We start from the raw sequence: 24,492 nt of genomic DNA on the forward strand, positions 1-24,492 counted from the left end.
GAAGCTAACAAAGGTATATAGGCACTGTACTACATCGATATGATGTAGTAATGATGTAGTGTAATTTCGTGAAAAAATGAATGAAATAGTATGTTATATATAAAAATATAACCTATTTTATATAGTTAATAAAAATTTAGAAAGGTTTTCTTCCTGAGTAAGATTTAATTTCTTTCTTAATCGATATCGATGCAGTTCAACACCTCTGAAAGAAATGTTTATCATTGGTGCAATTTCTTTGGAGGAAAGATTCATTTTTAAATAAATACAAAGCTTAATATCCTTCGAAGTAAGGTTTGGATATTTTTTAGAAAGTTTAATTATAAACTCATTATGAATTTGATTCAAATTTGTTTCAAATGTTTCCCATTCATGCTTGTTTACAGCATTGATTTTTATGGCTTTTTTTATCTCGCTTTTTAGTTTATTGAAATCTGCTTCAGAATCTAAAATTCCCTGGATATTCTCTATCATTTCACTTTGCTTGGCAATCGAAAGTGATTTACCCGCAACTTCAGATGATTTTGATTGCAATTCCAATTCAAGAATGTGTTTTTCATATTCTTGAACATTTAACTCGTTTTCGGCTTTTAATTCCATTTCGAGAATTTTCTTTTGATGCTTTAATTCTTCTTCCTGCAATTTCAATTTCTGAATGTATTTCATCTTATTCCACTTATAATAAAGATACAATACCATTCCTATTAAAATCAAGTATACTAAAATCATCCAGAAAGAAAAATACCATGCCTTTGCCACCATGAATTGAAAACTGGAAACTTTATTATAATGCAAGCCATCATTCCCATAAATAGTTACCTCATGGGAACCACTATTGAGGTTATTCAAAATAATCAATCCTTCTTTTATGGGAATAAATTCTTTATTCCCATTTAGTTTATAAAATAAATCAGGTCTTGTCGCACCATAAATTCCAGATATTACATTTATTTTAAGATCTGAATTATGATTGATTTTTGATTTATTTTCAACCAAAATGGTATCATTAAAAGCTTCAATCTTTATATTTGATTTAGGTTTATTTTTATATTTTAATTGAAGAGAAATAAAACCGTCATCCAGATTCAAAAGATAACTGTCGTTATTGTTAAACACTTTCAAATTGTCATTGATTATTTTTCCTTTATAATATTTCTCCTGAATACTATTCTTAATGAATTTATTATCGTTGGCAAAAACCTGATATAAAAGTCCCTCTTCAAGTACCATGAAGTTGTTATCGTCAATAGCAACAATATCAGAGACGTTTTTGAAATTGGAATTAAACAATTCATTCCCTTCCAATTGATTGGTGATTGAATTATAAGTATACCAAGATTTGTCTATCAAGAAAAGGATTTCATTTCGAAACTCAAATATTTTCACACCAAAATCATTATCGATTTTACTACTTTGGGTAACATTTACAATACTGGTAGTTTCGTACGCATCATTATACAGAATTCGATACAAACCCCTGTTATTATCCGCAGCCCATATTTCATTTTTCCTATTTTGCGCCACATATTTAATAGGCTTCATTATTCCTTTTATAACTACTTTTTGAGTCAAATCATTCGCATCATTATAAATGATTACCCCACTATAAGTAGCTTGTAAATAGGAATTATTAATACTGCTTTTTGCCCAATTCCAACCTCCATTTATAGTACTTAATTTATAGAACAATCCGTTATCATAAATAAAAGTTCCTTCGTTGTGACCTATAATATATTTATTATTTATTTTATTTATATTCCAGGCTTGGCCTTGTGTATTTGGAATTAGTGAAAGTTTCTTTTCCTCATATTTAAAAACCCCATGATTGGAAGCCATTAAATAGCCTTTTGGAATGCTGGCAACAGAATAAACGGAGCCTAAAATTCCGGAGCTGTCATAAAAAATAGATATAGGAGAATTGACTTCAATATGCGCAATTCCATTATCCAGTCCCAACCATAAATCATTCTCTTTATCTTGTCCAATACTTAAAATCGAATTGTTCATCAAGACATTGTTTCTATTGATGTTTTTATAAGAACCATCATTCAAATCTAGAACATAAACCCCTTTATTTGCAGTTCCTATTATCAGTTTATTACTTTTTATAAACTGAGCAACATTGATGTTTGCAACTTTAAAAATGTCATTTAATGGATTTTCCCAAGGAATCAGCTTGCCATTTTCCAAAACATAAACACCATTCTTTTTAGTGAAAAAATAGGTTTTGTTTTGGTGTTTTTGAATAGCATGAATGACATTGTTTTCTAAAACAGCCCATCCATTTACTTTTTCTATAAGCCCATTATTCATTTTATAAATCCCTTTCTCAACTGAAGCAATCAAAAGCTGATTATCTACGATAAAGCAATAGGAAATAAGAAAAGAAAACTTTATTTCCTTGATTACTTTTCCATCAAAAAGGAAAATCCCATTAAAGGACTGAAAGTAAATTTTGTTGTTAAACTTAAATATTTTCCAAATTTCTTCATTATTTTTTTCATCAAAAACCTTATTGCCTTTGGAAATCGAAACATAATGCATCTTTCCTTCTTTTCGAAACCAATATCCAAATTCTTTATACGAACCAGAATAAATCTTGTCGCCGTCGACCATTATGGAACGAATGATCGTTTTGTTAGGTAACGTATATTTCTCCCATTTTACACCATCATATCGCAACAAATAATAATTATTGGCAAAATACATGGCATCATCATTTCCTTGTGCTACGTTCCAAATCTGGTTATCGCCCTGATAATTAGACTTGCTGTAATTTTCGACAAAAGGAAGTAACTCTTGAGAATATAGTTGGAATGAAAAAAAATACAATAGGATTATGAATGTAATTCTTGCTTTCAAAATGTGGCGTTTTATGTCCAAATATAAACAGATTTCTTAAATAAAAAGCATAAAAAAAGCCTCTGAATACAGAAGCTTTTTTAGAAAAGTATGTTTTTTAATTGGTAAGTAATTCAAATACCTGATTTGCAATTTCTATTTCTTCATTGGTTGGAATAACCAATATTTTAGTTTTAGAGTCGGGTGTATTAATTTCCCGAATTTCCTTAGAACGAATTTCATTTTTGGAATCGTCTAATTCAATTCCGAAATAATCCATATCCGTACAAACCAGTTTTCGAATATAAGAGGAATTCTCTCCGATTCCTGCTGTAAAAACAATAGCATCGAGTCCGTTTAAAACTGCAGTGTACGAACCAATATATTTTTTAATCCGATACGCATTCATATCTAAAGCCAACTGGCAATCAACATTTCCGTTCTCCGCATTCGCTTCAATATCTCTCAAATCACTGTAGCCGGTAAGTCCCAGCATTCCGCTTTGTTTCTGCAACATTGTATTCACCGCTTCAAGCGAATATCCTAACGAATTAACCAGATAAAAAATCACTGATTGATCTACATCTCCGCTTCGGGTTCCCATAATCAACCCATTCATTGGACCAAAACCTAATGTATGATCGATACTTTTTCCATCTTTTATAGCGGTCATACTACATCCATTTCCTAAATGTATCGTAATAATTTTCGAGCCTTTATTTATAGAATTCTGATTCAAATAATGAATTGCATTTTCCGAAACGTATTTGTGACTCGTTCCATGAAAACCGTATACGCGTATTTTATTTTCTGTCAAAAGGTAATTTGGTAACGCATATTTGTGCGCCACAACAGGAATCGTTTGATGAAAAGCCGTATCAAAAACAGCCACTTGCTGTGCCGAATTGAAAATTTCCTCCGCCACATTTACTCCTTCTAAATTCGCTGGATTGTGTAAAGGAGCTAGATCAAAAAGCTGCCTGATTTTATCTTTTACTTCGCTGGTAATAATTACGGTATTAGAAAAAGCGCTTCCGCCATGCACCACACGATGGCCGACAGCTTCAATCTCATCCGTACTTTTAATTACCCCCACTTTTTCATCCATCAGTAATTTAGCAATTTTTTCCAAACCAATTTTATGATTCGCAATAGGTAATGTTTCCTCTAATTTAGTGTTATTGGTTACGTAACTTAGATTTGAAGTTTCCAATCCTATTCTGTCAATCATGCCCGAACAAATGACTTCATTCGCCGGCATATTGATTAATTGGTATTTTATGGATGAACTTCCCGAGTTTATAATTACTATTTTCATTTTATAATCCTTGTGCTTGAATCGCTGTAATCACGACTGTATTTATAATATCATCTACCGTGCAACCTCGGCTTAAATCATTTACGGGTTTGTTTAATCCTTGTAACATCGGACCAATTGCCAATGCTCCAGTTTCCCTTTGCACCGCTTTGTAGGTATTATTCCCTGTATTTAAATCTGGAAAAATCAAAACGCTGGCTTGTCCTGCCACTTCAGAATTTGGCATTTTACTTTTTCCAACAGACATATCGACTGCAGCATCATATTGAATAGGGCCTTCAATTTTTAAATCGGGGCGTTTTTTTCTAACTATTTCGGTTGCAGTTCTTACCTTGTCTACTTCATCCCCTTTTCCGGAGGAACCAGAAGAATAGGAAAGCATGGCTATTTTTGGTTCTATTCCAAAAGCTAAACTGGAATCAGCGGAGGAGATTGCTATTTCTGCCAGTTGTTCCGCTGTTGGGTTTGGATTGATGGCACAATCCCCAAAAACAGAAACTCGGTCTTCCAAACACATGAAAAATATTGAGGAAACTACTGATGAATCTGGTTTTGTTTTAATGAATTGCAAAGCCGGTAAAATGGTATGTTGTGTAGTATGTGCCGCTCCGGAAACCATTCCATCGGCATCGCCTTTATAAACCATCATTGTTCCAAAATACGAAACATCTTCCATTAAATCTTTGGCCATTCCTAAAGTTACGTTTTTCGTTTTTCGCAACTCATAATAAGTATTTACATAATCGTCGTAATGTTCGGATTCTATTGGATTAATAATTTTTATTTTAGAAAAATCAAAATCCAACCCAAGTTCCGAAACTTTACTTTCTATTTGTTTTTTGTTTCCAATAATCGAAATATCAACTACATCCATCGTTAATAATCGGGAAGCTGCAATAATAATTCTTTCATCATTTCCTTCAGGTAAAACAATGTGTTTTCTATGTTTTCTCGCTCTTTTTACCAAATTGTATTGAAACATTTTTGGCGTCATTCCTTCCGCTTCAAAAGTAATTAGCTTTTCAGCCAAATTATCCAAATCGACATACTTTTCGAAAGTGTTGATGGAAATTTCAATCTTCTGTTTGTTATTGGCGTAAATTTTAGATTTAATGGAACCTATTTTATTGGTAATATAATACGTCCCTTCCTCTACTGCAAAAATGGGAACAACGGGAGAAAGTCCTTCAATTAATTTTAGGATACTCACCTCGGGCAATATATTTCCCGTCAGCAATATTCCAGAAATTGTTGGATAATTCACGGATTCATTCGCCTGAAGCGCACCAAGGATAATATCAGCTCTATCTCCTGGAGTTATCACCAGACTATTTTCTTTCAAATGCAATAAATAATTACAAAGCTGCATAGCTCCCACACTAAAATTACCCGTTTGATTGTTTAAATAAGCTGCGCCAAATAAAACTTTAGCATCTAATTTATTTACAATTTCCTGAATTGTGGGATTATTTAAATTAGAAATTAAAGGAATTGAATTCACCAATATACTTTCTGGCAGACTTTTTTTCAAACCAGTAGTTACCAATTCAATGTTTTCAGGTTGTACTTTATTGGCGATTACAGCCAAAACTTCCACTTCTTTTACTTTGAATGAATCATACGCAAGATAAAGGCTGTCAATCAATTCTTCTAATGTTTTCCCGACTCCGGAGCCCACAATAATAGTTGGAATCCCTAGATTTTTGGCTATCAAAACATTCATATCTAATTCGATAACAGTTCCTTCTCCTGTAAAACTAGTTCCTTCAACTAAAACAAAATCAAATCGTTCTTCTAATTTCTTATATTTTTCAATGATTAAATCGAGAACTTCCCCTATTTTTCCTTTGTTCTTCTTTTTGATTAATTTACTTTTTGTAATGGCGAAAGCATCTTCGAATTGAATATCCAAGCCAAAATGACCAATCACCGTTTCAATATGATTATCAAACCCTCCTTCTTCAAAATCTTCTACAATAGGTCTAAAATAACCTACTTTGGCAGTTTTGCCAATAAGCATACTCATCAACCCTAAAGTTATAATCGACTTACCACTATTTTGTTCGCTTGTTGCTATATATATGGCCTTGTTCATCTTTGTGTTTTTATATTTAATTCCATATTTACTGAATGCATACCTTTTAAATTCCTAAAAATAGCGTCGTTTTTTAAAATAAATAATCATTCCAATTACAACTAACAGCATCACACCCATAACTGCATAATACCCATTTTTATAATGTAATTCAGGCATAAACTCAAAATTCATTCCGTAAACACCCGCTATAAATGTAAGGGGTATAAATATCGCCGACACAATAGTAAGGGTTTTCATAATTTCATTCATCTTATGCGTCTGTGCCGAAAAAAAAAAATTAGAAGCACTTTCTAACGAGCCCATATCGGATTCAATTTGTTCTAAGAGCTCTAAACTCTTCTGATGCAATCGCGTAAAAAAACTAAAATTTTCCATTTCCATTGCATTAAAAACATTATCGTCTTTTATGCTTTTTATGTCATACAAAGAATCCCGGAGCGGAATAATCGATCGTTTTAGAAAATTAAAATTATCACGATGCTTTTCAATTCTTTCCAAAATTATCGGATCGGCACTATTTTTAGAAAGATTAATCAGTTCTTCCACTTTGTCTTCTTCATTCTCAATAGTTACATAGAAATTTTGCATAATGGCGTCAAGCAATATATACAGAAGGTAATCGGCTTTTTTTGTCCTTACTATTCCAGAATGGGTTCGAATACGCTCTCGAATATGAGTAAAAAAATCACTTCTCTTTTCCTGAAAAGAAATTAGAATACCATCTTTCATCAGAAAACTAATTTGTTCTACACTTATATTATCTGAATCTCCGGCCGGCAATAATGATTTTATATTAAAAAACAGGACATCTGAGAACTCCTCTAATTTAGTTCTCCTAGTAGTATTCAAAATATCAGCAAGCATAAAATTATCAATTGTAAAGTAGTTCCCAATAGACTTTACTAATTCGATATTATTTAAACCATGCAAATTCAACCAATTGGTTTTTTGTGGATCAATATATTTATCCAAATCTGAAACTTTAAAATCTTCATATTCAATCAAATCAAAATTATCAAAAACAAACAATTGCATCTCTGAATCGTGACTTTTATAAATTCCTGTATATTCAAGGTTATAGGGCTGAAGTTTTCTGCCTTGTTTATATTTAATTTTTCTCATTCCAACTCATTTATGTAGTAATATTACAAAAAAAAATATCAATAAATGGTTACTTTAGGAATTTGGCATTCCTAAAAATGATATTTTCTCATTGACTTATTTTATTTTGAAAAACAAAAATACCCAGAAATAACAATCCGTTTTATGAGATAAATTATATTACATTAACAAAATACCAAAAAAAACCGAGCTATCACTAACTCGGTTTTTAATCAATTAAAACTATTGTATTTATTTACCATCAACATAATCCTGTAAATAACTGAATCTTGGAGTCAATTTTCCGTTTTGAGTAATTTTAGCTCTTTGTAAAATTCCATCTTTGTCTCCGTTAAAAAATGCTGGAATTACATGTTCTATAAACATTTCACCAAAACCTTCACTGGCATCTTTAGGTAATTCGCATGGCAAATTATCCACAGCCATAACTACAATTGCTGCCGGATGAAAAACATCAACTTCTTTATTTTCACTTGGCCAATATCCGTATAAAGGCTCAGCAATTGTTGATGATCTCAATGTACATGCTATTGGACCATTGACATCACAAGAAATGTCCCCGACAACTTTTATCTTACAATCTTTCGACTGTAGCATTTCACTTGTAAGAATTTCCGGGGCTTGATAGGCATGAAAATGTCCAGTAATATAGATATCCGAAACCTTGGTAAATCGTTCAAAATCGGACACATATTCTTGTGGATTTTCATAAAAATCGGTAAAATCTAATACTTTTCCGTCTTTACGTTTATTGTATTCTAAGACATCGACTTGGGTGTAAACGGGCTGTGCATAATTCTTTGTCAAGTAATTTCCGATTGAAACTTCCTTAACTTTCATAGCATCCAAAACTTCTTTAGCTCCATTAGTCACTTTTCCGGAGCCTGTAATCACAAATTTCAAAGGTGGCAATACCAATCGTTTTAAATGAGCGATTAGTGCCTCTTTACCGGAAAGTGTATCTGCTTTTGGCAATTTGAACAATTCGAATTTTATTCCAAAAGCACGAATACTATTGTAAACACCCACAATTCCTGCATACTTTCCAAAACCAATTAACCTGCGATTATGGGAATCTACTATAGTTTCATGATCATATAAAATGATGTTTTTTTCTAAAATTGCTTGTAGTAATTTTCTATTGTGAGGTTGTTTTTTTATAGTATGCGAAAACAAGAAATAGGCTTTATTAGGAATTAGCGCATCAACAGGAACTTCTTTCACTCCAAATAAAACATCACAATCACTAATGTCATTTGTAACTTCGATTCCTAAATTTATATATTGTTCATCTGTAAAAATTCGAATATCGGAGCTTTCTACTTTTATCGAAACGCCTTGATATAGTTCTTTTACTCTTGCTAATTCATTAGGAGAAAAAACAACTCTCCTGTCTGGAGGGTTTTTTCTTTCTTTTATAATTCCGAATTTCATTTTTTTATTCTTTTATATTAATTTAATATAACTTATTATTTATTATTTGTTACAAAAATAACAATTTTAAATAAATTGTCTTTCTTTTTTAAATAAATTCACCTGTCTTACACCGATTAAAAGCTGATCTCCAAAATGATACAAACCAGCAATTATAAAACGTTGATAAAATAGTGTTAAGGTTTCGGAAAAAAGACGAATCAAAAGGGATTGATTCTATATATTTGTCTTTCTAGTACTATCAAAATGATATTTATAAAAAAAGCAAATATAGTACAATTACTCGTCCTGATAATAGTTTTGAGTTCTTGTACCAAAGAGAAAAAGAAAACAGCATTAAGTGACGCTCAACTCCCAAAGAGTACATTACCTAAGATGAAGCCTTTAACTAATGAAAGTCCTAAACTAACTGCGGAATACATTGATTCTAAAAAAAGGTCTGTTGAATCTTTTTATAATAGAACTTGGCCTAATCACAGTGCTAACGGAAGTTTTCTTGTGGCTCAAAATGGACAAATTATTTATGAAAATTATGAAGGCTACGCAAATTTCAGAAAGAAAAGATTAATTACAAGTACAACACCACTCCATTTAGCCTCAGTTAGTAAAGTAATAACTGCAACTGCTGTACTGAAGTTAATAAATGCCAAAAGAATAGATTTAGACCAAAAGGTTAATACGATTCTAAAAGAATTCCCTTTTCCGGATGTTACTATAAAAACACTATTAAACCATAGAAGTGGCATGCGTAATTATGCTTATTTTACTGATCGAGATAAAACGGTTTGGGACAGACATAACAGGTTGACCAATCAAGACATATTAACTATTATGGCTACTAAAAATATTGGATTGGAATTTAAAACAGATACCCATTTTAGTTATTGCAATACCAATTATGCCATGTTGGCATTGATAATTGAAAGAATAACTAAACTTTCTTATAAAGAAGCGATGAAACAAATCATTTTCAATCCTCTGGGTATGAAAAACACTTTTGTTTTTGATTATGAAAAAGATAAAGATAGCATAGCCCCTTCTTATAAAGGAAATGGAGTAGAAATTGGTAAAGATTATTTGGATGCTGTTTATGGGGACAAAAACATTTATTCTACCCCCAGAGATTTACTAAAATTTGACCGAGCAAGAAATTCTACTGCTTTTCTAAATTCAGAGCTGTTTAAAAAGATCTTTATAGGATACAGTAATGAGCGCAAAGGAGAAAAAAATTATGGTCTTGGCATTCGTATGATCAATTGGCAAACGGGACAAAATTTCTATTTTCATAACGGTTGGTGGCATGGTAACACATCATCTTATATCACTTTGCCAAAAGAGAAGGTTACTATAATTGCCTTATCCAATAAGTTTACAACAAGAACTTACAAAGTTAGAAAATTAGCAATGCTATTTGGTGATTATCCGTTTCACTTGAATAAAGGTGAAAAAGAGGAATGATTTTTGTTATGAAGTTGAAAGTTTAGCAATAGTAATTCAAGTTTTAAATTGTATATTTGCAAACTAAAAATAAAAGGGGTCGACTGGTTTTGACAGCAAGTCGAATTGAAAAGTAAGCACGTCGAGAACTGGGACAATTCTCGTTAATAAAAGGTCTCAAAACACTTACACGGCGAAGGAAACTACGCTCTTGCTGCATAATCTGAATTATAGTAAGATTAGCCTCGTTCCTATCAGATAGGAAAGCAGGATTTACCTCGAAAGCTTTGGTTTATAGCGGTCGATAAAGGTGAATCGTAAATTTAAACCTAGATTTCCATGAGCTTCGGGTGGATTTCGAAATTAAGAAGATAAGTCTTGCGCGACTGTTTCTGGTCAAACGCAAGATCGAAAATCTAATCAGGAAATAAACGCGTAGAAAGCCTTTTAGTTGCTTGTTTGGACCCGGGTTCGATTCCCGGCGACTCCACAGAACAAAACCGTAATAACCTATTTAATAAGTTATTACGGTTTTTTTTGTTTACAATATTCCACCACATGCTCCCCACAACCAAAAAAACGTCAATATCTTAAAAAATCAGTGTTTAGGATTGTGATCCAATGTTTGCTTCGGTTCGATTTTTTCGGGTTTAATGCGTTCCATTACCAAAAGATATTGGATACACATAATGATCGAAAACTCACAAGACGTCATTATTCTCGTATAGGATTGTTCATGAATGAATGAATGAATGAATGAATGAATGAATGAATGAATGAATGAATGAATGAATGAATGAATGAATGAATGAATGAATGAATGAATGAATGAATGAATGAATGAATGAATGAAGCTTTATGGCATGCGTAATGCTTTTAAAACTGCTATTGAAAGCGAAAAAACAGACCATAACACACTCGATGAGTTTGTATCGATGCTTATTGATGCCGAATGGAATCAAAGGCATAATCGTCGTATTGAGCGCAGTATCTCCAATGCCCGATTCCATTACAAATCAAACATTGAAACTATCAATTTTGACCAAACCAGTAATCTGGACCCAAACGCCTTACTAAGTCTAGCAGAATGCGAATTTTTAAAAAAAATGAACCCATTTTAATCAGATTAAGTACAGGTGTAGACAAAAGTTATTTAGGCACAGCATTAGGTTACCAGGCCTGTATACAGGCTTTTAAAGTGAGTTATTTTAATACTTCGAAGTTGTTTGCTAAATTATAAATAGCCAAAGCAGATGGTTCTTATTTGCGAGAATTAGCCAAAATAGAAAAGCAAGATTTTTATATTAGACGATTTTGGACTCCACGCATTAGATAGTCATAACTGAATTACCCTTTAGAGATCATTGAAGACAGGTATAATAATGGTTCTATAATTGTGAAATCACAAATTCCAGTGCAAGTTTGTTATGACATCTATTTAACAGATGAAAAAAAGTAGTTTTTAAGAAAAATTGAGGTGGTCAGTTTGCTCAGGAATTAGGTGATAATTTTGAATTGAAATCAGGTGCTCATTTTAAATTGGAATTGGGTGGTCAATATCAATGGAATTAGCAGTAACTGCCCCACAGTTGTAAAAATAGTGGAAAATCGCGGTTAAAACCCCAAAATTGAAGAAGGTTTAATTTTCCATTCCGACAGAGGTGTTCAATATGCCAGCAAAAAGTTTGTAAATGTTCTTAATTTCTATAAAAAATAACCCACAGTATGAGACGTAAAGGAAATTGCTTGGATAATGCGGTAGCAGAAAGCTTCTTTAAATCCTTGAAAACTGAATTGATTTATGAGAACAAACTTCTTTCTAAAGAACAAATAAAACTGGAAATATTGAAGTATGGTACAAAAGAAAAAGGAGACATTCAGCTTTGAATTATCAACAATTGAAGAATTTAACAATCAAATAAATTACAAAAATGTAGCTTAACTAAATGGCAGTTTTTATTTGTACATCCAAAATACAAAAAGCCCAAAATTTCAATGAAATTGAAGGCTTTTATTTCGATTTTAATTCTAAAAATTGTATTTCCCTCCAAGATAAAAACTTCTACCGCCAGCATTGATCCCAGAAGCAAAAGTCCTGTATTGTGTATCTAAAATATTTTCAACACCAGACAAAACAGTGAACTGTTTCATTAAAGATAAGGATCCTTTCAAATTATAGGTTTCCCAAGATGGCATCCCATTTTTTGGAGCATATTGCAAATTATCTTCACCACTGGGTGAGTAATTACTTAACTCTTTTTTTCCATTATACATAATATATAAATCCAGATTTACTAATTTACTTTCATATTTAAAACCCGTTTTCCCATAAACTGGAGCAACATGGTCTAAAGGAAAATTACCCGCCGTATTTTGGATTCTACCGTGGGTAAAGTTGAAAGTGCCATAAAACAATAATGATTTTGTGATATAATTTCTTAACGTGGAAGAAATTCCGGTAATATTTCCCTTTCCATGATTTTGATTGGCATAAATGAGACTATTTATTCCTTCATAAACAATCAAAGATTGGCCGTTTAACATGAAAGCACCCGTTACTATTGCATCATACAGTCTTGTGTAATAAAAAATATTTTCAAACTGAAAACGCTTTCCTTCCCAAAAAGTAATGCTCAAATCAGCCGTTACTGACTTTTCAGGCTTCAAATCTTTGTTTGGTACAATTAAATTTCCTCCTGCCGATTCGAATATTTTGGATAAATCATCAATGTTTGGAACTCGAAATGCAGAAGCTAAATTAAAACCTATTTTGGTGTTTTCACTGGCATTATTTACAATTCCAACGGCGCCACTATAGGTAAAGTTTTTTTGTGATACGATAGTATAAGGTAAATTCAGAAAATTGGTTGAAATTTCGCTGTTCAAAGTGGCGTAGCCCGCTCTGGCACTTACATTGTACGAGGCCGTTTTGTTAATGTTATTGCTGTAGGAAGCAAAACCTTCGGCTCTAAAAGTATTGTTTTTTCCATCCGGATAACGCGAATCAGTGATGCCTTCAGCATTAGTTAAAATATTTCTTTTATTTCCCGAAGAATTCAAATTATCATAATATACATCGGCGCCATAAATAAAGTCACCGTTTCCTATTTTTGTTTTAAAATCAGAATTGATGGCAAATATCGAAACTTTTTCAATCCTTGAACTTTGTGTTGGATTACCAAAATTACGGGTAATTCTACTTTCTTCGATGTTTTGATAACTGGCAACCGAATTCATATCACTGTTCAAGAACACCTTCTTTTTGTCTAATTTATAAGCAGAAAGTAATCTTTTTTGTGGACCATAATTCCAAACTGCAGATTTAAATTTTCCGTTTGAACTCAAATCAGTTAGCCTGTCATATCTCGGAATGTCTGATGTGGTAGAATATTGTAAATTTAAACTATGTCGCGTGTTAATATTTTTCTGAAAAACAATTTTTTGCATAAAATCATATTGTTTGTATCCCGAAAATTTTTGCACATATTTATCATCATTCGCAACTTTAGTGTCAACACCATCATTGGTTACCACATAAAAAGGTCTTTCTCCAAAAAAATCATTAGAACCATTTTTATGTTTTCCCATTTTTAAATCCCCATAATCATTATAGGAAAATGACGTTAAGTAACCCCATTTTTGACCCGCAAAGTTGAAATCTAAATGACCTGATTTCCCTTGGTTTCCAGAGTTGTAACTCGTTAAAATAGTTCCGCTAACCTTTTGGTTTTCCGTATCGGAAAGCAATTTTGCATTTTTAGTTTGTAAATAAATGGCTCCGCCAAGCGCATCACTTCCGTGAATAGTAGACGATGGTCCAAAAAGCACATCTATATTCTCGATTATATTTTTATCTACAGTAACTATGTTTTGCAAATGTCCAGCTCTGTAAATTAAGTTATTCATTCGGATTCCATCAACGAGTAATAAAATTCTACTGGATTCAAACCCCCTAATAACAGGACTTCCGCCTCCCTGTTGTGATTTTTGAACTACTAAAGCCCCTGAATTTCCTAACACATCGGCACTGGACTGGAAGTTATTAAACTCGATTTCTATTTTAGATATACTTTCAATTTGTTGCGTAATTTTTCTTTTTGGTTTTGCAAATCTTTGTGAACTTATAACCACTTCATCTAATCCTATTGAGTTTATTGTGTCTTTTTTGGTTTGGGAAAATCCCATCAAAGAGTAAATCCAAACCATTACGGTTATTGTTTTTTTCATGTTTATTTAATTAATTTTGTTTAAAAAAAATGTTTAAAAAAAACAATTTTAACAGGAGGATCAAACAGTAAATAGATAAATGATCTAGTTTTTAAATTAAATTGAGTATTATGGTTTTCAATTATACCAATTTTAAAAACGATTTTAAAACCAAAATTTATTTTGTTTTTTTGTACAGGGTGTTTAGAGAGAAAGGTACGCTTCTTCTCCAAAGGGAATCTTTTATGTTTATTTAAAACTTGAGAAATTACTAAACGAAATTGATTCTCCAAATCATAATTTACCGCTTTTGAGATAACTTTTGTATGATTTTTTTTAAACGAAATCATATCATAAAAAGGATTATTATATTTTATTTCTTTTTTATCCGAAAAGGCTTGCCATTCATCCAAAGAGAAGATTATAGTTTGTCTAAATTTTATTTTTTTTATTTGATTTTCATACCTTATTTTTTGAATTGGATTGATCAAATCACCTGAATAGGTCAAAAAAAAGCCAGTACCATATAATGAAATGATTACGAAAATGATAATAAGTATTTTATTTTTTGGGAACATTATATTTGTGATTTTAAAAATAAAAATTAAAACTGTTTGCTTTCCTAAGAATATACTAAAAATGTCTCTTAAAAAGAGCATTACCATAAATAACTATGATGATATTGTTTCGACCTACAAAACTATATTATTTCACACTATGTTTTGTGCAAAATGTATCATCTTGGTTGTTTGCAAGCGAAACCACTATTAGCTAAATAGCCTCTGCTGTCATGGTTAAAAAAAGTAGTTACTACTGAAAAATAGAGGAGGTCATTCTGAATTGAGTGTTTAATAAGTGGTTTGAATACTAAACCATAAAATTATTTAATAGTTTTCACCAGCGATACATCATCAACATGACAAAAAGAATTTGCAGTACCATCGGTCAAGAAACCGATTTCAATCTTTCCTTTTGCGACAGGTATATTTTCAATATAAACCGTTTTCCATGATGTATTTTCCTCTTTGAAACTGTATTTTAGTGTATTACCATTACTTAAAGCATATATTTCTAATTGGGCAAAACCCTTGCTGTTTTTTACTTTTGCGGTTAGTGTATAAAATCCATCTTCCAATTTCACATACGATGAAGATGCAATTGTCTGGAAAATTTTTCGCTTAAAACTAACCTTGTCACTAATATTCAGGCTTTTTTCACCTATTACAATCTTCCTGTCATTTTCGCTATTAAAATAGTTTAAGACAGGCGAATTAATACTGTCAAGTCCAATCTCATTCCCAGCAATAACCTCAGTAGCCCAGCCAGTTAATTGTATTTGTACTGGTTTAAAATGGCTAGGAATATGCCTGCGGTCTGCCTCAAAACTACCATTTTTCACATAATTGTTGTCATCAGCTACTTTCCACATACCTGTTTGGGCATCCAAGTTCCATGAACTGAGGGAATTGAAATAGGGAATTTTATCATCAAACGAAAGTGGAAACCATTGGTTATAACCTAATCCGTTACCCGCAAAATTAGCCCATCGGTCTCCGCAGTAAATTACTGTTTCCTGTTTGTTACCTTTTACAGAACAGAAAAAACCAGTCTGCGTTACATGTGCAAAGTCTTCTGAACTTCCTTTCATAACCAACATCTCGTTAGTAGGTGTATAAGGCCCTCTGATACTATCGGCTACCAGATAATAGGCATAAGAGGAGTCCCAGCCATATATATTTGACGCAAACATGTAATACTTGTTGTTGTATTTAAACATGCAATTTCCTTCACGACTTTCTCCCTTAAAAACTTCTGTACAGTCTAACAGGTTTACCTTTCCATTTTTAACACCGATTTCCGATATATATATCTTGTTACGCCCTCTTCCATAAGAATAAATGAGGTAAGACTTTCCTGTATCTTCATCGGTAAATACAGTTTGATCTCCGGTGTTGCTAGTCCCAATCATTTGCTCCATATTTATTTTCTGATGCCATAAAAATTCACCCGTTGGAGAATCCGAAACAGTAATCAGTACCTCCTTATCATGTTGAACAAACATGGCATATTTGTGCAGCTCCTTAATATAAGTTACACCTAAGCGACCCACCCAGGTCTTCCCTGACTTATTTACTTTGTCTTTAGTTAAAACATCGCCTTCAAACGTCCAATTTACTAAATCTAAAGAGCTATAACAGGTTACAGATTCAAAAGTAGAGGTTTTTTGCGTAATAAAAGGTGAATTGCGATAGCTGTCGGCCTCTGCATAATGAACTCCATACCAGTAATATTTTTTTACTCCTGTTACTGGATCATCAAATTTAAATATACCACCACCCTGACTATTAATCGGACGCCCATCTTTGGTATTCCAAAACACATCATTTTTGATATTAAGTTGCTGTGCATAACTAGTTGTACATATTCCTATACTACAAGCCCACATTAGTATAACAACTCTAATAGAATAACATTTTTTTATTTTCATTATTATTTTCCTATTTCAATTTGATTAATAATTTATTTAACATCCTATAAGCAAACATATCAATCAATATGAAATTTTTAAATTCGCTAATATTTAATAAATGTATCTAATCGCAATTAGCAAACCGTCATGCACTATCCTGCATTATCTTGATCTATACTGCCTGCGCAAAAGAATTGGTACCTAAAGTCATCAATCATTTATACCGGAAATATTATTTAAAATATGGAAAAAGGATTAAAACTTTATTATCTTACTTGTAAGACCAATTTACGATTAGAACAAATTATACAAAATCTTTTAAAGGTTTTTAATCAATAATTTTAGCTAAAACAGCAGCATCAACTTTGGTGTAATTCATCTACTTCATACAAATTATCCAGTCAACTCACAAAAGCAATCGCAATTATAACATTATTTGATAATTGCATTTTTTATTTTATCCTACTTAGCTTTCATTAATTTAAAAGTAAGTAGTAAATTTATAATTTTTTTATTTCTAATAAATATACAAAGCATTGGACAAAAATACTTCTTACCTTTTTTCATTTTTACTACTATTTATTTATACCGCGACTGTAGGTCAGGTACAAAAAGACACGACAGCACTTTCTGAAATTATTCTTAAGGCATCACCTATTAAGACTTCGATTCAAAATAATGCGGCATCTGTATCATTTATTGGGAGAAAAGATCTCAACAATAGCGATGGCGTGATACTCACCTCCGTTTTGAATAAAATTCCAGGAGTTTATATGCAGCAAGGATCTATGAATACCACTAGAATTACGATTCGGGGAATTGGCGCCAGATCACAATATGGTACTACTAAAGTTAAAGCCTATTTTGAAGATATTCCATTGACAAGTGGCGAAGGCGAAACGGTAATTGAAGATATTGATATGGAATCTATTGGAAGTATTGAAATAATTAAAGGACCTAATTCCACTAGCTTTGGTTCCGGATTGGGTGGCGTGATTCATTTGTTTGCGCGAGAAACTTCTTTGCAGGAATCCTTTGGGAAATCGGTAACCACATACGGTAGTTATGGCTTGGTAAAACAAAGTCTTTCAGTCGGCTATAGCGATGCTAAATCAAATCTGTATTCCAGTTATACGCATTTGCAGAGCGAAGGCTTCAGAGCCAATAGCGCTTACGACAGAAAATCGTTTAACCTACACGGAAAACAAAAGCTAAACTCCAAAGGAAGTTTGTCTTATTTAGGGATTTTTACCCGTTTAAAAGCTTTTATCCCAAGTTCAATAAATGAAAATGATTTCAAAAATCATCCCGAAAAGGCAGCTGCTACTTGGGCTGCAGCCAAAGGAAATGAATCCTCTGATAAATTGCTGATGGGAATTGGATATAAGCATCAGTTTTCTGAGAAATGGTCTGCCAAAACGAGTGTTTTTGCCAATTTCAGAAAGGCAAAAGAAGACAGACCTTTTGATATTTTGAAAGAAAAAACAAATTCTGCAGGATTTCGCTCTACGATAAATTATAAAGCTCTTTTATTTTCTCTGCCTTTTGAAGCAAGCATTGGAACAGAATTTTTATCTGAAAAATATGACTTTTCTCTTTTCAAAAATTTATACTTATCGCAACCCGGCCAAGGAAGCATTACGGGGGCTGAATTCAGTAAAATCAAACAAAAACGGAATTACATTAATTATTTTTTACAAATAGAATTGCAATTGTCAAAAAAGCTGTTTTTAGAAAGCGGTCTGGCATTGAATACAACCAAATATTCTTTAGAAGATGTTTTTCGACACACTACTGTAAACCAAGAACCTGCTTATACTTTTGGAAATGTTTGGTCGCCAAGAATCGGACTTTCCTATAAAGTAGCTGAAGGCACAAACATCTATTCGGCGATCAGTAAAGGATTCTCAGCCCCCTTAGTTGCCGAAACACTCACTCCTCAAGGAAAAATCAATACCAGTTTAAAACCAGAGATGGGATGGAATTATGAATTGGGTTTCAAAGGAAATTGGCTGGATAATAAATTATATACTGAAACCGTACTTTACAGCACACAAATCACAAACTTATTGGTGGCCCGACGCACAGCCGAAGATCAGTATGTGGGGATTAATGCCGGAGAAAGTTCGCATGTTGGAATAGAATTTTCTGTGAATTATAGGCTTATCAAAACTTCTAAATGGCAAATTACACCTTATTTTTCTGGAACGATTAATAATTTTAAATTCAAGGATTTTGTGGATGGAAATGCTGATTATTCGGGTAACATACTAACAGGCGTTCCTAACGTGCAATGGAATTTAGGCGTGGATTTGAGTACAGAAAGGGGTTTTAGTTTGAATACTTCTTTTAGAAGTGTGGGTAAAATTTCAATGAACGATACAAATTCAAAATATAGTGATGGTTATAAACTATTGGATATTAAAGCGGCTTACACTTTTAAAATACAAAAATTCCTAAAAGCAGAATTGAGCACTGGAATTAATAATGCAACGAACAGTCACTATGCAGCTAGCATTTTACCCAATGCAGTCGGTTTTGGAAGCGTACCTCCAAGGTATTATTACCCTGGAAATCCAAGAAATTTTTATGGAGGAATTTCGGTTGCACATATTTTTTTATAGCCGATTTTCAAAACGCGTAGTTGTTTAAAATCTTCAGTGAAAGATTTATAAAATTCTAAACTTATATAATTTAGGTTTTCTTGCATTTAAAAATTCTGTTTCCTTCCTAATAAGTTCTTTTGACTATCTTTAAAAAACTAAAATAAAATCATGGAAACACAATCTTATAAAAATCATATTCGGTATTATCCGCCTCATCATTTTGTTTATTATCCCATTGTAATGACATTTTTAGCTTTTAGTGTATATTTTACTTTTACATCCGAAGACAAATTGATTTGGTCTTTCATCAGTGCTAGTTTTGTTGTTCTTTTTTGTCTGGCTTTTATGTTACGCCAGCATTACGCATTAACTTTACAAAACCGAATTGTACGATTAGAGCTTCGGTACCGCTATTTTTATATTACAGGAAAAAGACTGGAAGATCTTGAACACCAATTAAATGACGACCAATTGTTTGCCTTACGATTTGCTCCAGATGAAGAACTTCCTACACTCATGAAAAGAACGTTGGATGAAAATCTTTCAGGAAAAGCAATTAAAAGAGCGATTATTAATTGGAAAGGTGATTTCGACAGAGTTTAAATTTTAAAAATAATTATTACAAAAGCTGAATTGTATAGCTATAGAATTTTGTTTCTTTGCTGAAAAGTATAACCGACTTAAACCTGAATTTAAAAGCCATAAATGCCAGAATATTTTTTAGATATTGAATACAAGAACATCATTTATAACGAAGAAGATGTCAATTTTAAGGAGTTTGAGTGTTGTACTTTTACCAATTGTAATTTCTCCCAATGCATATTTCTGGATGTCACTTTTATTGACTGCACATTCAATGATTGTACTTTTAGCAACGCAAAAATAAATTATGTCGCCTTTAGAACCGTGACTTTCAATCGGTGTGAAATCAAAGAAGTGAATTTTGCTATGTGTGATAAATTAATTTTCGAAATTGATTTTACCGACTGTATTTTGGATTTCTCCAAATTTTACACCTTAAAAATCAAAGGAACGTCGTTTACTAATTGTAGTTTAATTGCAGTTGATTTTATGGCTACTGATTTGACCGAAGTCCTATTTGAAAATTGCGATTTATACCGTTCTGAATTTGCAAAAGCAATTGCCAATAAAGCGAATTTCAAGACAAGCTACAATTATACCATTGATCCAAAAGCAACAAAATTAAAAAAAGCAGTCTTTGCTTTAAAAGGATTAAAAGGGTTGCTTTACAAACACGAAATTATAGTTAAATAAGCCGTTACGAAACTACTTTACCATCATCCATGGTGATGACTCTATTGGTCCGCTCAGCAAAATCAGTATCGTGCGTAACAACCAATAAAGTCTGATTTTGTTCTTGAGTCAATTGATTAAAAATATCAAAAACCAAGTTGCTATTTTTCTTGTCTAAATTTCCTGTAGGCTCATCACCCATAATAATCAGCGGATCATTTATCAAAGCCCTGGCTATAGCCACACGCTGTTTTTGTCCACCACTCAATTGATTTGGCATTTTTAAGGCTTGGTCTTCCATGTCCAATGTTTTCAAATGTTTCATCGCTCGATGTTCGATTTCCTGATTGGAATATTTACCCAATTTCATTCCCGGAAGCATGACATTTTTCAATACATTATATTCCGCTAGCAAGTAATGAAACTGAAATACAAAACCTATCTTCTCATTCCGTATTAATGCTAATTCTTTGTCGGACTTATCGGTTATGAGTTCATTATTGATCACTAATTTACCCTCATAATCCGTATCCATTGTCGAAAGCAAATACAACAAAGTCGATTTTCCGCAACCCGATTTTCCTATAATTGAAACAAATTCACCCTGATTAATACTCATGTTAATTTCTTTTAAGACCTGAAATTTCACTGGGTCATAAAAATATTTATTCAAACCAACCGCCTCTAAAACTTTATTGTTCTCCATCGTTATTTTCCTCTGATTATTTCTACTGGATCAACTTTACTGGCTTTCAAAGCAGGGAAAAGCCCTGCTATTGTAGTGGTAAATAATGCAAAAGTAATTCCGATAACATAAAATAAGGGATTGTAATTTATGGGATAAGTTTTTATTGTGGGTAACGAAGCCGTTTCAAATGGAATTACATCTATAATGGAGGAAAAAATATAGCCAAATAATAATCCAAATAATCCCCCGGCAAGTCCAATAATAATAGAAAGTGAAACAAAAATCCATTTGACATCATTCCCTGAAAAACCAGTTGCTTTTAGAATCGCTATACTATCCATTTTTTCATAAATCAACATATTTAGGATGTTATAAATCCCAAAACCAGCCACAATAAGCAACACTACGCCCACTGCATAGGAAATAATACTCCGTATTGTACTTCCGGTTTCAAACTGTGAATTTGCTGTTTGGTAATCGATGGTATCCAAGTTGAATTTATCCCTAAACTCTTTTGCAACAGCAGGAGCCGAAGCCATGTCAAAAAGTTTAATCTGAATATCAGTAATGTAATTTGTGGGTTCGCCCAAAATTTTTTGGGCTGTGGCCAATGACGTATAACTCATCGTATTATCAATTGCAGCAATACCAATTTCAGAGATTCCAACGATTTTTAAAGAGGCTAAACTCCCTTTGGGAGTACTGATTTTAATAATATCTCCTTTAGAAAGCAACATTTTATCCGCCAATCCTTTTCCTATAATAATACTATTATTCTGAAGCAAATCAGCCACATTCCCTTCTATGATATAATCGCTGATTTTAAATAATTTCTCTTCCGGCAAAACATCAATACCGTTGACTATTCCTGAAATTTCAATGGTTCCAGAATTAAAAAAAACTGGAGTAGTAACTTTTGGCGCAACATCAATAATACGTGAATCTTCTTTTAATACTTTAATAATCGTTTTACCATTGTAAATAGATTTTCCTCTGTCTTTTGGTTTAATAGAATGAATAAAATTGACGTTATTTTTATAATCATCCACTAATGAAACAGGTTCATTTTCAGAAGGTTTAATTTCGTTATACAAAAGAACATGAGGCGTTCTATTAAGCATTAATCCATCCAATAAATCATTTAAACCATGCATAAAACTAACCAAAGAAATAAACATGGCGATACCAAAAGTTACTCCAACGGCCGCAACAATAGTTTGTTTTAGTCTGGCTCGAAGCAAATGTAGCGCAATATTTAAAATCAATTTGAAGTTCATTATTTAGGCATGTAAATTGTTTCTTCGGCTTTTAATCCTTCTAGAATCTCTACTTTCTGATAATCACTCAATCCTATTTTTACTTCTCGTTTTTCATCTTTATTCACTAAAACGTATTTGTTTTGAATTAAATATGACTTAGGAATCGTGATTGTATTTTTCTTAATCTGAATGATAATATTCGCTTCAGCGGTAAGGTTAGGATATAATTTACCAGGCGGTTTGATAAAATGAGCTTCGATTTTAAAAGTACGGGAACGCTCCTCCATAATAGGATAAATTTTATCGACAACTGCGTCAAAAACCTGACCTTTATAGCTGTCCATAGTTACCAGTACTTTTTGCTCCATCATAACGTGTATCATGTCATTTTCATCTACTTCTAATTCCAATAAAAAAGAATCTGCTTTACCAATAATTGCCAAAGGAGTTTGCGGAGTAATCAAACTTCCTTCTTTAACCAACACATCGAATAATTCCCCTGAAAAGGCACTTTTAACACTAAAATCGTTTTGGGATTTTTGATTGATTTTAAGATTAATGCGATTGCGATTTTGCTCGTTTTCTAATTGTGCTTTGAGTTGACCCAATTGTTTTTTAGCCGATTCATAATTGATTTTTGAACTTTTATACCCCAATTCTACTCTTTCAAAATCAACTTCTGAAATTCCCCCTTGATTTTTAATGTTCTTGTTCCTGTTATAAATCGATTCGTCTAAGGTTAATTTATCTCTGGCAGCTTGGACTTTCATTTCCATCTCAGAAATTTTATCTTGAGTGTAACGATTGCTTTCTTGACTTAATTGATACGCTAATCGGGCATTTTCAGTATTCAATTGAGCTTTATCACTTTCCAGTTCAAATAAAGATTGCCCTTTGATTATGGATTGACCCGCAACTACATTTATTTTTTGCAAGGTTCCGTTAACGGTAGAAAAAACGGTATATTGACCATCCGCTTTAATAATGCCTGATGCATAAACACTTTCCGTTACATTACCCAGAGTGGGTTTTGTTTCTTGATTCTCTTTTTTTGAACAGGATAGAATGGCAAATAGCAATAAATAAAATAATGATATTGATTTAAAACTCATTTAATTTTTTATTTAACATTATACGTTACTATAAATTCTTCTATCAAATGTACGATATTATACATTTTAATATTAAATCACAGGTACTTAATTATGTAATAAAAAAACGTTTTTGTAAGAGAAAATCCAGCAATAAATTACAAGTCTTTTTGCATAATATAATCTTCCATCAAATAGTCATTGCCAATTTCAGTATCATACTCCTCTACGATTTCAAAACCTATTTTTTGATAAAAGGTAAATGCTTTATTAAATTTATTTACATTTAAGGAAATAGCAACGGAATAATTTTTTTTTGCCAAATTTTCGATGGTATCAATCAATAATTTCCCTGCTCCTTTACCCTGTGCTTCAGGAAGTAAATAGATTTTATGCAAGCGGGTTACATTTTTGTTTAAGTAATTGTGTTCGTATGAAGCAAATCCTAGGCACACAGTTCCATCAAAAGCCAATAAAAAGTAATGTCCTTTATTAGTCAAGTTATCAATCAAAACAGCTGAAGTGTACCATAAATTAAGCATGAAATCGATTTGCTCCTGCGAAAGTATTTCGCCATAAGTGTCAGGCCAAGATATATAAGCAATCTCTTGAATTGTATTTATATCAGATATTGTAGCTTCTTTTATTGTAATCATTATAATTTTATT

The 24,492-nt window shown here is 32.3% G+C and carries 17 protein-coding genes, 1 other RNA gene and 1 pseudogene; 7 read left to right on the top strand and 12 right to left on the bottom strand.

The window, feature by feature from the left end; translation table 11 throughout:
• Nucleotides 1–117: 117 nt before the first annotated feature.
• The 5 genes from ACM55G_RS12320 to ACM55G_RS12340 form a co-directional block, all read right to left on the bottom strand.
• Entirely contained in the window at nt 118–2,862 is a 2,745-nt protein-coding gene (locus ACM55G_RS12320; RefSeq protein WP_416844239.1) for a ligand-binding sensor domain-containing protein, read from the bottom strand.
• Nucleotides 2,863–2,959: 97 nt separating this feature from the next.
• Nucleotides 2,960–4,159, bottom strand: a complete 1,200-nt coding sequence (locus tag ACM55G_RS12325; protein WP_416844240.1) for an acetate/propionate family kinase — start codon at nt 4,157–4,159, stop codon at nt 2,960–2,962.
• Between the two features lies 1 nt (nt 4,160).
• A complete protein-coding gene (gene pta / locus ACM55G_RS12330) occupies nt 4,161–6,254 on the bottom strand; it encodes a phosphate acetyltransferase (protein ID WP_416844241.1) in 2,094 nt (697 codons plus the stop codon).
• A gap of 54 nt (nt 6,255–6,308) precedes the next feature.
• A complete protein-coding gene (gene corA / locus ACM55G_RS12335) occupies nt 6,309–7,379 on the bottom strand; it encodes a magnesium/cobalt transporter CorA (RefSeq protein ID WP_416844242.1) in 1,071 nt (356 codons plus the stop codon).
• Nucleotides 7,380–7,610: 231 nt separating this feature from the next.
• Nucleotides 7,611–8,813, bottom strand: coding sequence for an NAD(P)-dependent oxidoreductase (locus ACM55G_RS12340; protein WP_416844243.1), 1,203 nt, complete (start codon nt 8,811–8,813; stop codon nt 7,611–7,613).
• 246 nt (nt 8,814–9,059) lie between these two features.
• Between ACM55G_RS12340 and ACM55G_RS12345 the strand changes: the two genes are divergently transcribed.
• The 4 genes and pseudogenes from ACM55G_RS12345 to ACM55G_RS12360 all read left to right on the top strand — a co-directional run bounded on the left by ACM55G_RS12345 (nt 9,060) and on the right by ACM55G_RS12360 (nt 12,137).
• A complete protein-coding gene (locus ACM55G_RS12345) occupies nt 9,060–10,271 on the top strand; it encodes a serine hydrolase domain-containing protein (RefSeq protein ID WP_416844244.1) in 1,212 nt (403 codons plus the stop codon).
• Nucleotides 10,272–10,346: 75 nt separating this feature from the next.
• Nucleotides 10,347–10,743: a transfer-messenger RNA gene (gene ssrA, locus ACM55G_RS12350) on the top strand.
• Between the two features lie 370 nt (nt 10,744–11,113).
• Nucleotides 11,114–11,490: pseudogene (locus ACM55G_RS12355) on the top strand (ATP-binding protein).
• Nucleotides 11,491–11,975: 485 nt separating this feature from the next.
• Complete coding sequence (locus ACM55G_RS12360) at nt 11,976–12,137, top strand: IS3 family transposase (RefSeq protein WP_416844245.1); 162 nt, start codon at nt 11,976–11,978, stop codon at nt 12,135–12,137.
• A 141-nt stretch (nt 12,138–12,278) separates the two neighbouring features.
• On the opposite strand, the gene ACM55G_RS12365 is transcribed toward ACM55G_RS12360, so the two are convergent.
• The 3 genes from ACM55G_RS12365 to ACM55G_RS12375 all read right to left on the bottom strand — a co-directional run bounded on the left by ACM55G_RS12365 (nt 12,279) and on the right by ACM55G_RS12375 (nt 16,902).
• Nucleotides 12,279–14,477, bottom strand: coding sequence for a TonB-dependent receptor plug domain-containing protein (locus ACM55G_RS12365; protein ID WP_416844246.1), 2,199 nt, complete (start codon nt 14,475–14,477; stop codon nt 12,279–12,281).
• Nucleotides 14,478–14,497: 20 nt separating this feature from the next.
• Entirely contained in the window at nt 14,498–15,034 is a 537-nt protein-coding gene (locus ACM55G_RS12370; RefSeq protein ID WP_416844247.1) for a hypothetical protein, read from the bottom strand.
• Between the two features lie 302 nt (nt 15,035–15,336).
• Nucleotides 15,337–16,902 (bottom strand): family 43 glycosylhydrolase, encoded by a 1,566-nt coding sequence (locus ACM55G_RS12375; protein WP_416844248.1) that lies wholly within the window; start codon nt 16,900–16,902, stop codon nt 15,337–15,339.
• A 560-nt stretch (nt 16,903–17,462) separates the two neighbouring features.
• On the opposite strand from ACM55G_RS12375, the gene ACM55G_RS12380 reads away from it, so the two are divergent.
• From ACM55G_RS12380 to ACM55G_RS12390, 3 genes are all read left to right on the top strand, one after another.
• On the top strand, nt 17,463–19,550 hold the full coding sequence (locus ACM55G_RS12380; RefSeq protein ID WP_416844249.1) for a TonB-dependent receptor family protein: 2,088 nt from the start codon (nt 17,463–17,465) through the stop codon (nt 19,548–19,550).
• A gap of 150 nt (nt 19,551–19,700) precedes the next feature.
• Nucleotides 19,701–20,135 (top strand): DUF6526 family protein, encoded by a 435-nt coding sequence (locus tag ACM55G_RS12385; protein ID WP_416844250.1) that lies wholly within the window; start codon nt 19,701–19,703, stop codon nt 20,133–20,135.
• A 102-nt stretch (nt 20,136–20,237) separates the two neighbouring features.
• Nucleotides 20,238–20,807, top strand: coding sequence for a pentapeptide repeat-containing protein (locus ACM55G_RS12390; RefSeq protein WP_416844251.1), 570 nt, complete (start codon nt 20,238–20,240; stop codon nt 20,805–20,807).
• A gap of 4 nt (nt 20,808–20,811) precedes the next feature.
• Here the strand turns inward: ACM55G_RS12390 and ACM55G_RS12395 are convergent, their stop codons facing one another.
• The 4 genes from ACM55G_RS12395 to ACM55G_RS12410 all read right to left on the bottom strand — a co-directional run bounded on the left by ACM55G_RS12395 (nt 20,812) and on the right by ACM55G_RS12410 (nt 24,480).
• Nucleotides 20,812–21,492, bottom strand: a complete 681-nt coding sequence (locus ACM55G_RS12395) for an ABC transporter ATP-binding protein (RefSeq protein ID WP_416844252.1) — start codon at nt 21,490–21,492, stop codon at nt 20,812–20,814.
• Between the two features lie 2 nt (nt 21,493–21,494).
• Nucleotides 21,495–22,751 carry an ABC transporter permease gene (locus ACM55G_RS12400; protein WP_416844253.1) on the bottom strand — a complete coding sequence of 419 codons (1,257 nt, stop codon included), beginning with the start codon at nt 22,749–22,751 and terminating at the stop codon, nt 21,495–21,497.
• Nucleotides 22,751–23,845: an efflux RND transporter periplasmic adaptor subunit gene (locus tag ACM55G_RS12405; RefSeq protein WP_416844254.1), complete on the bottom strand. Its 1,095-nt coding sequence runs from the start codon at nt 23,843–23,845 to the stop codon at nt 22,751–22,753. The genes ACM55G_RS12400 and ACM55G_RS12405 overlap by 1 nt, the downstream gene beginning before the upstream one ends.
• 137 nt (nt 23,846–23,982) lie before the next feature.
• On the bottom strand, nt 23,983–24,480 hold the full coding sequence (locus tag ACM55G_RS12410) for a GNAT family N-acetyltransferase (protein ID WP_416844255.1): 498 nt from the start codon (nt 24,478–24,480) through the stop codon (nt 23,983–23,985).
• Between the last annotated feature and the right edge of the window lie 12 nt (nt 24,481–24,492).

This window comes from Flavobacterium algoriphilum (assembly GCF_048158655.1).
Lineage (GTDB): Bacteria > Bacteroidota > Bacteroidia > Flavobacteriales > Flavobacteriaceae > Flavobacterium > Flavobacterium algoriphilum.

Bases quoted from the DNA above. Each gene is read 5' to 3' on its own strand.
- ACM55G_RS12325 (WP_416844240.1), bottom strand. From the start codon at position 4,159: ATGAAAATAGTAATTATAAACTCGGGAAGTTCATCCATAAAATACCAA.
- pta (WP_416844241.1), bottom strand. From the start codon at position 6,254: ATGAACAAGGCCATATATATAGCAACAAGCGAACAAAATAGTGGTAAG.
- corA (WP_416844242.1), bottom strand. From the start codon at position 7,379: ATGAGAAAAATTAAATATAAACAAGGCAGAAAACTTCAGCCCTATAAC.
- ACM55G_RS12340 (WP_416844243.1), bottom strand. From the start codon at position 8,813: ATGAAATTCGGAATTATAAAAGAAAGAAAAAACCCTCCAGACAGGAGA.
- ACM55G_RS12345 (WP_416844244.1), top strand. From the start codon at position 9,060: ATGATATTTATAAAAAAAGCAAATATAGTACAATTACTCGTCCTGATA.
- ACM55G_RS12360 (WP_416844245.1), top strand. From the start codon at position 11,976: ATGAGACGTAAAGGAAATTGCTTGGATAATGCGGTAGCAGAAAGCTTC.
- ACM55G_RS12365 (WP_416844246.1), bottom strand. From the start codon at position 14,477: ATGAAAAAAACAATAACCGTAATGGTTTGGATTTACTCTTTGATGGGA.
- ACM55G_RS12370 (WP_416844247.1), bottom strand. From the start codon at position 15,034: ATGTTCCCAAAAAATAAAATACTTATTATCATTTTCGTAATCATTTCA.
- ACM55G_RS12375 (WP_416844248.1), bottom strand. From the start codon at position 16,902: ATGTGGGCTTGTAGTATAGGAATATGTACAACTAGTTATGCACAGCAA.
- ACM55G_RS12385 (WP_416844250.1), top strand. From the start codon at position 19,701: ATGGAAACACAATCTTATAAAAATCATATTCGGTATTATCCGCCTCAT.
- ACM55G_RS12390 (WP_416844251.1), top strand. From the start codon at position 20,238: ATGCCAGAATATTTTTTAGATATTGAATACAAGAACATCATTTATAAC.
- ACM55G_RS12395 (WP_416844252.1), bottom strand. From the start codon at position 21,492: ATGGAGAACAATAAAGTTTTAGAGGCGGTTGGTTTGAATAAATATTTT.
- ACM55G_RS12400 (WP_416844253.1), bottom strand. From the start codon at position 22,751: ATGAACTTCAAATTGATTTTAAATATTGCGCTACATTTGCTTCGAGCC.
- ACM55G_RS12405 (WP_416844254.1), bottom strand. From the start codon at position 23,845: ATGAGTTTTAAATCAATATCATTATTTTATTTATTGCTATTTGCCATT.
- ACM55G_RS12410 (WP_416844255.1), bottom strand. From the start codon at position 24,480: ATGATTACAATAAAAGAAGCTACAATATCTGATATAAATACAATTCAA.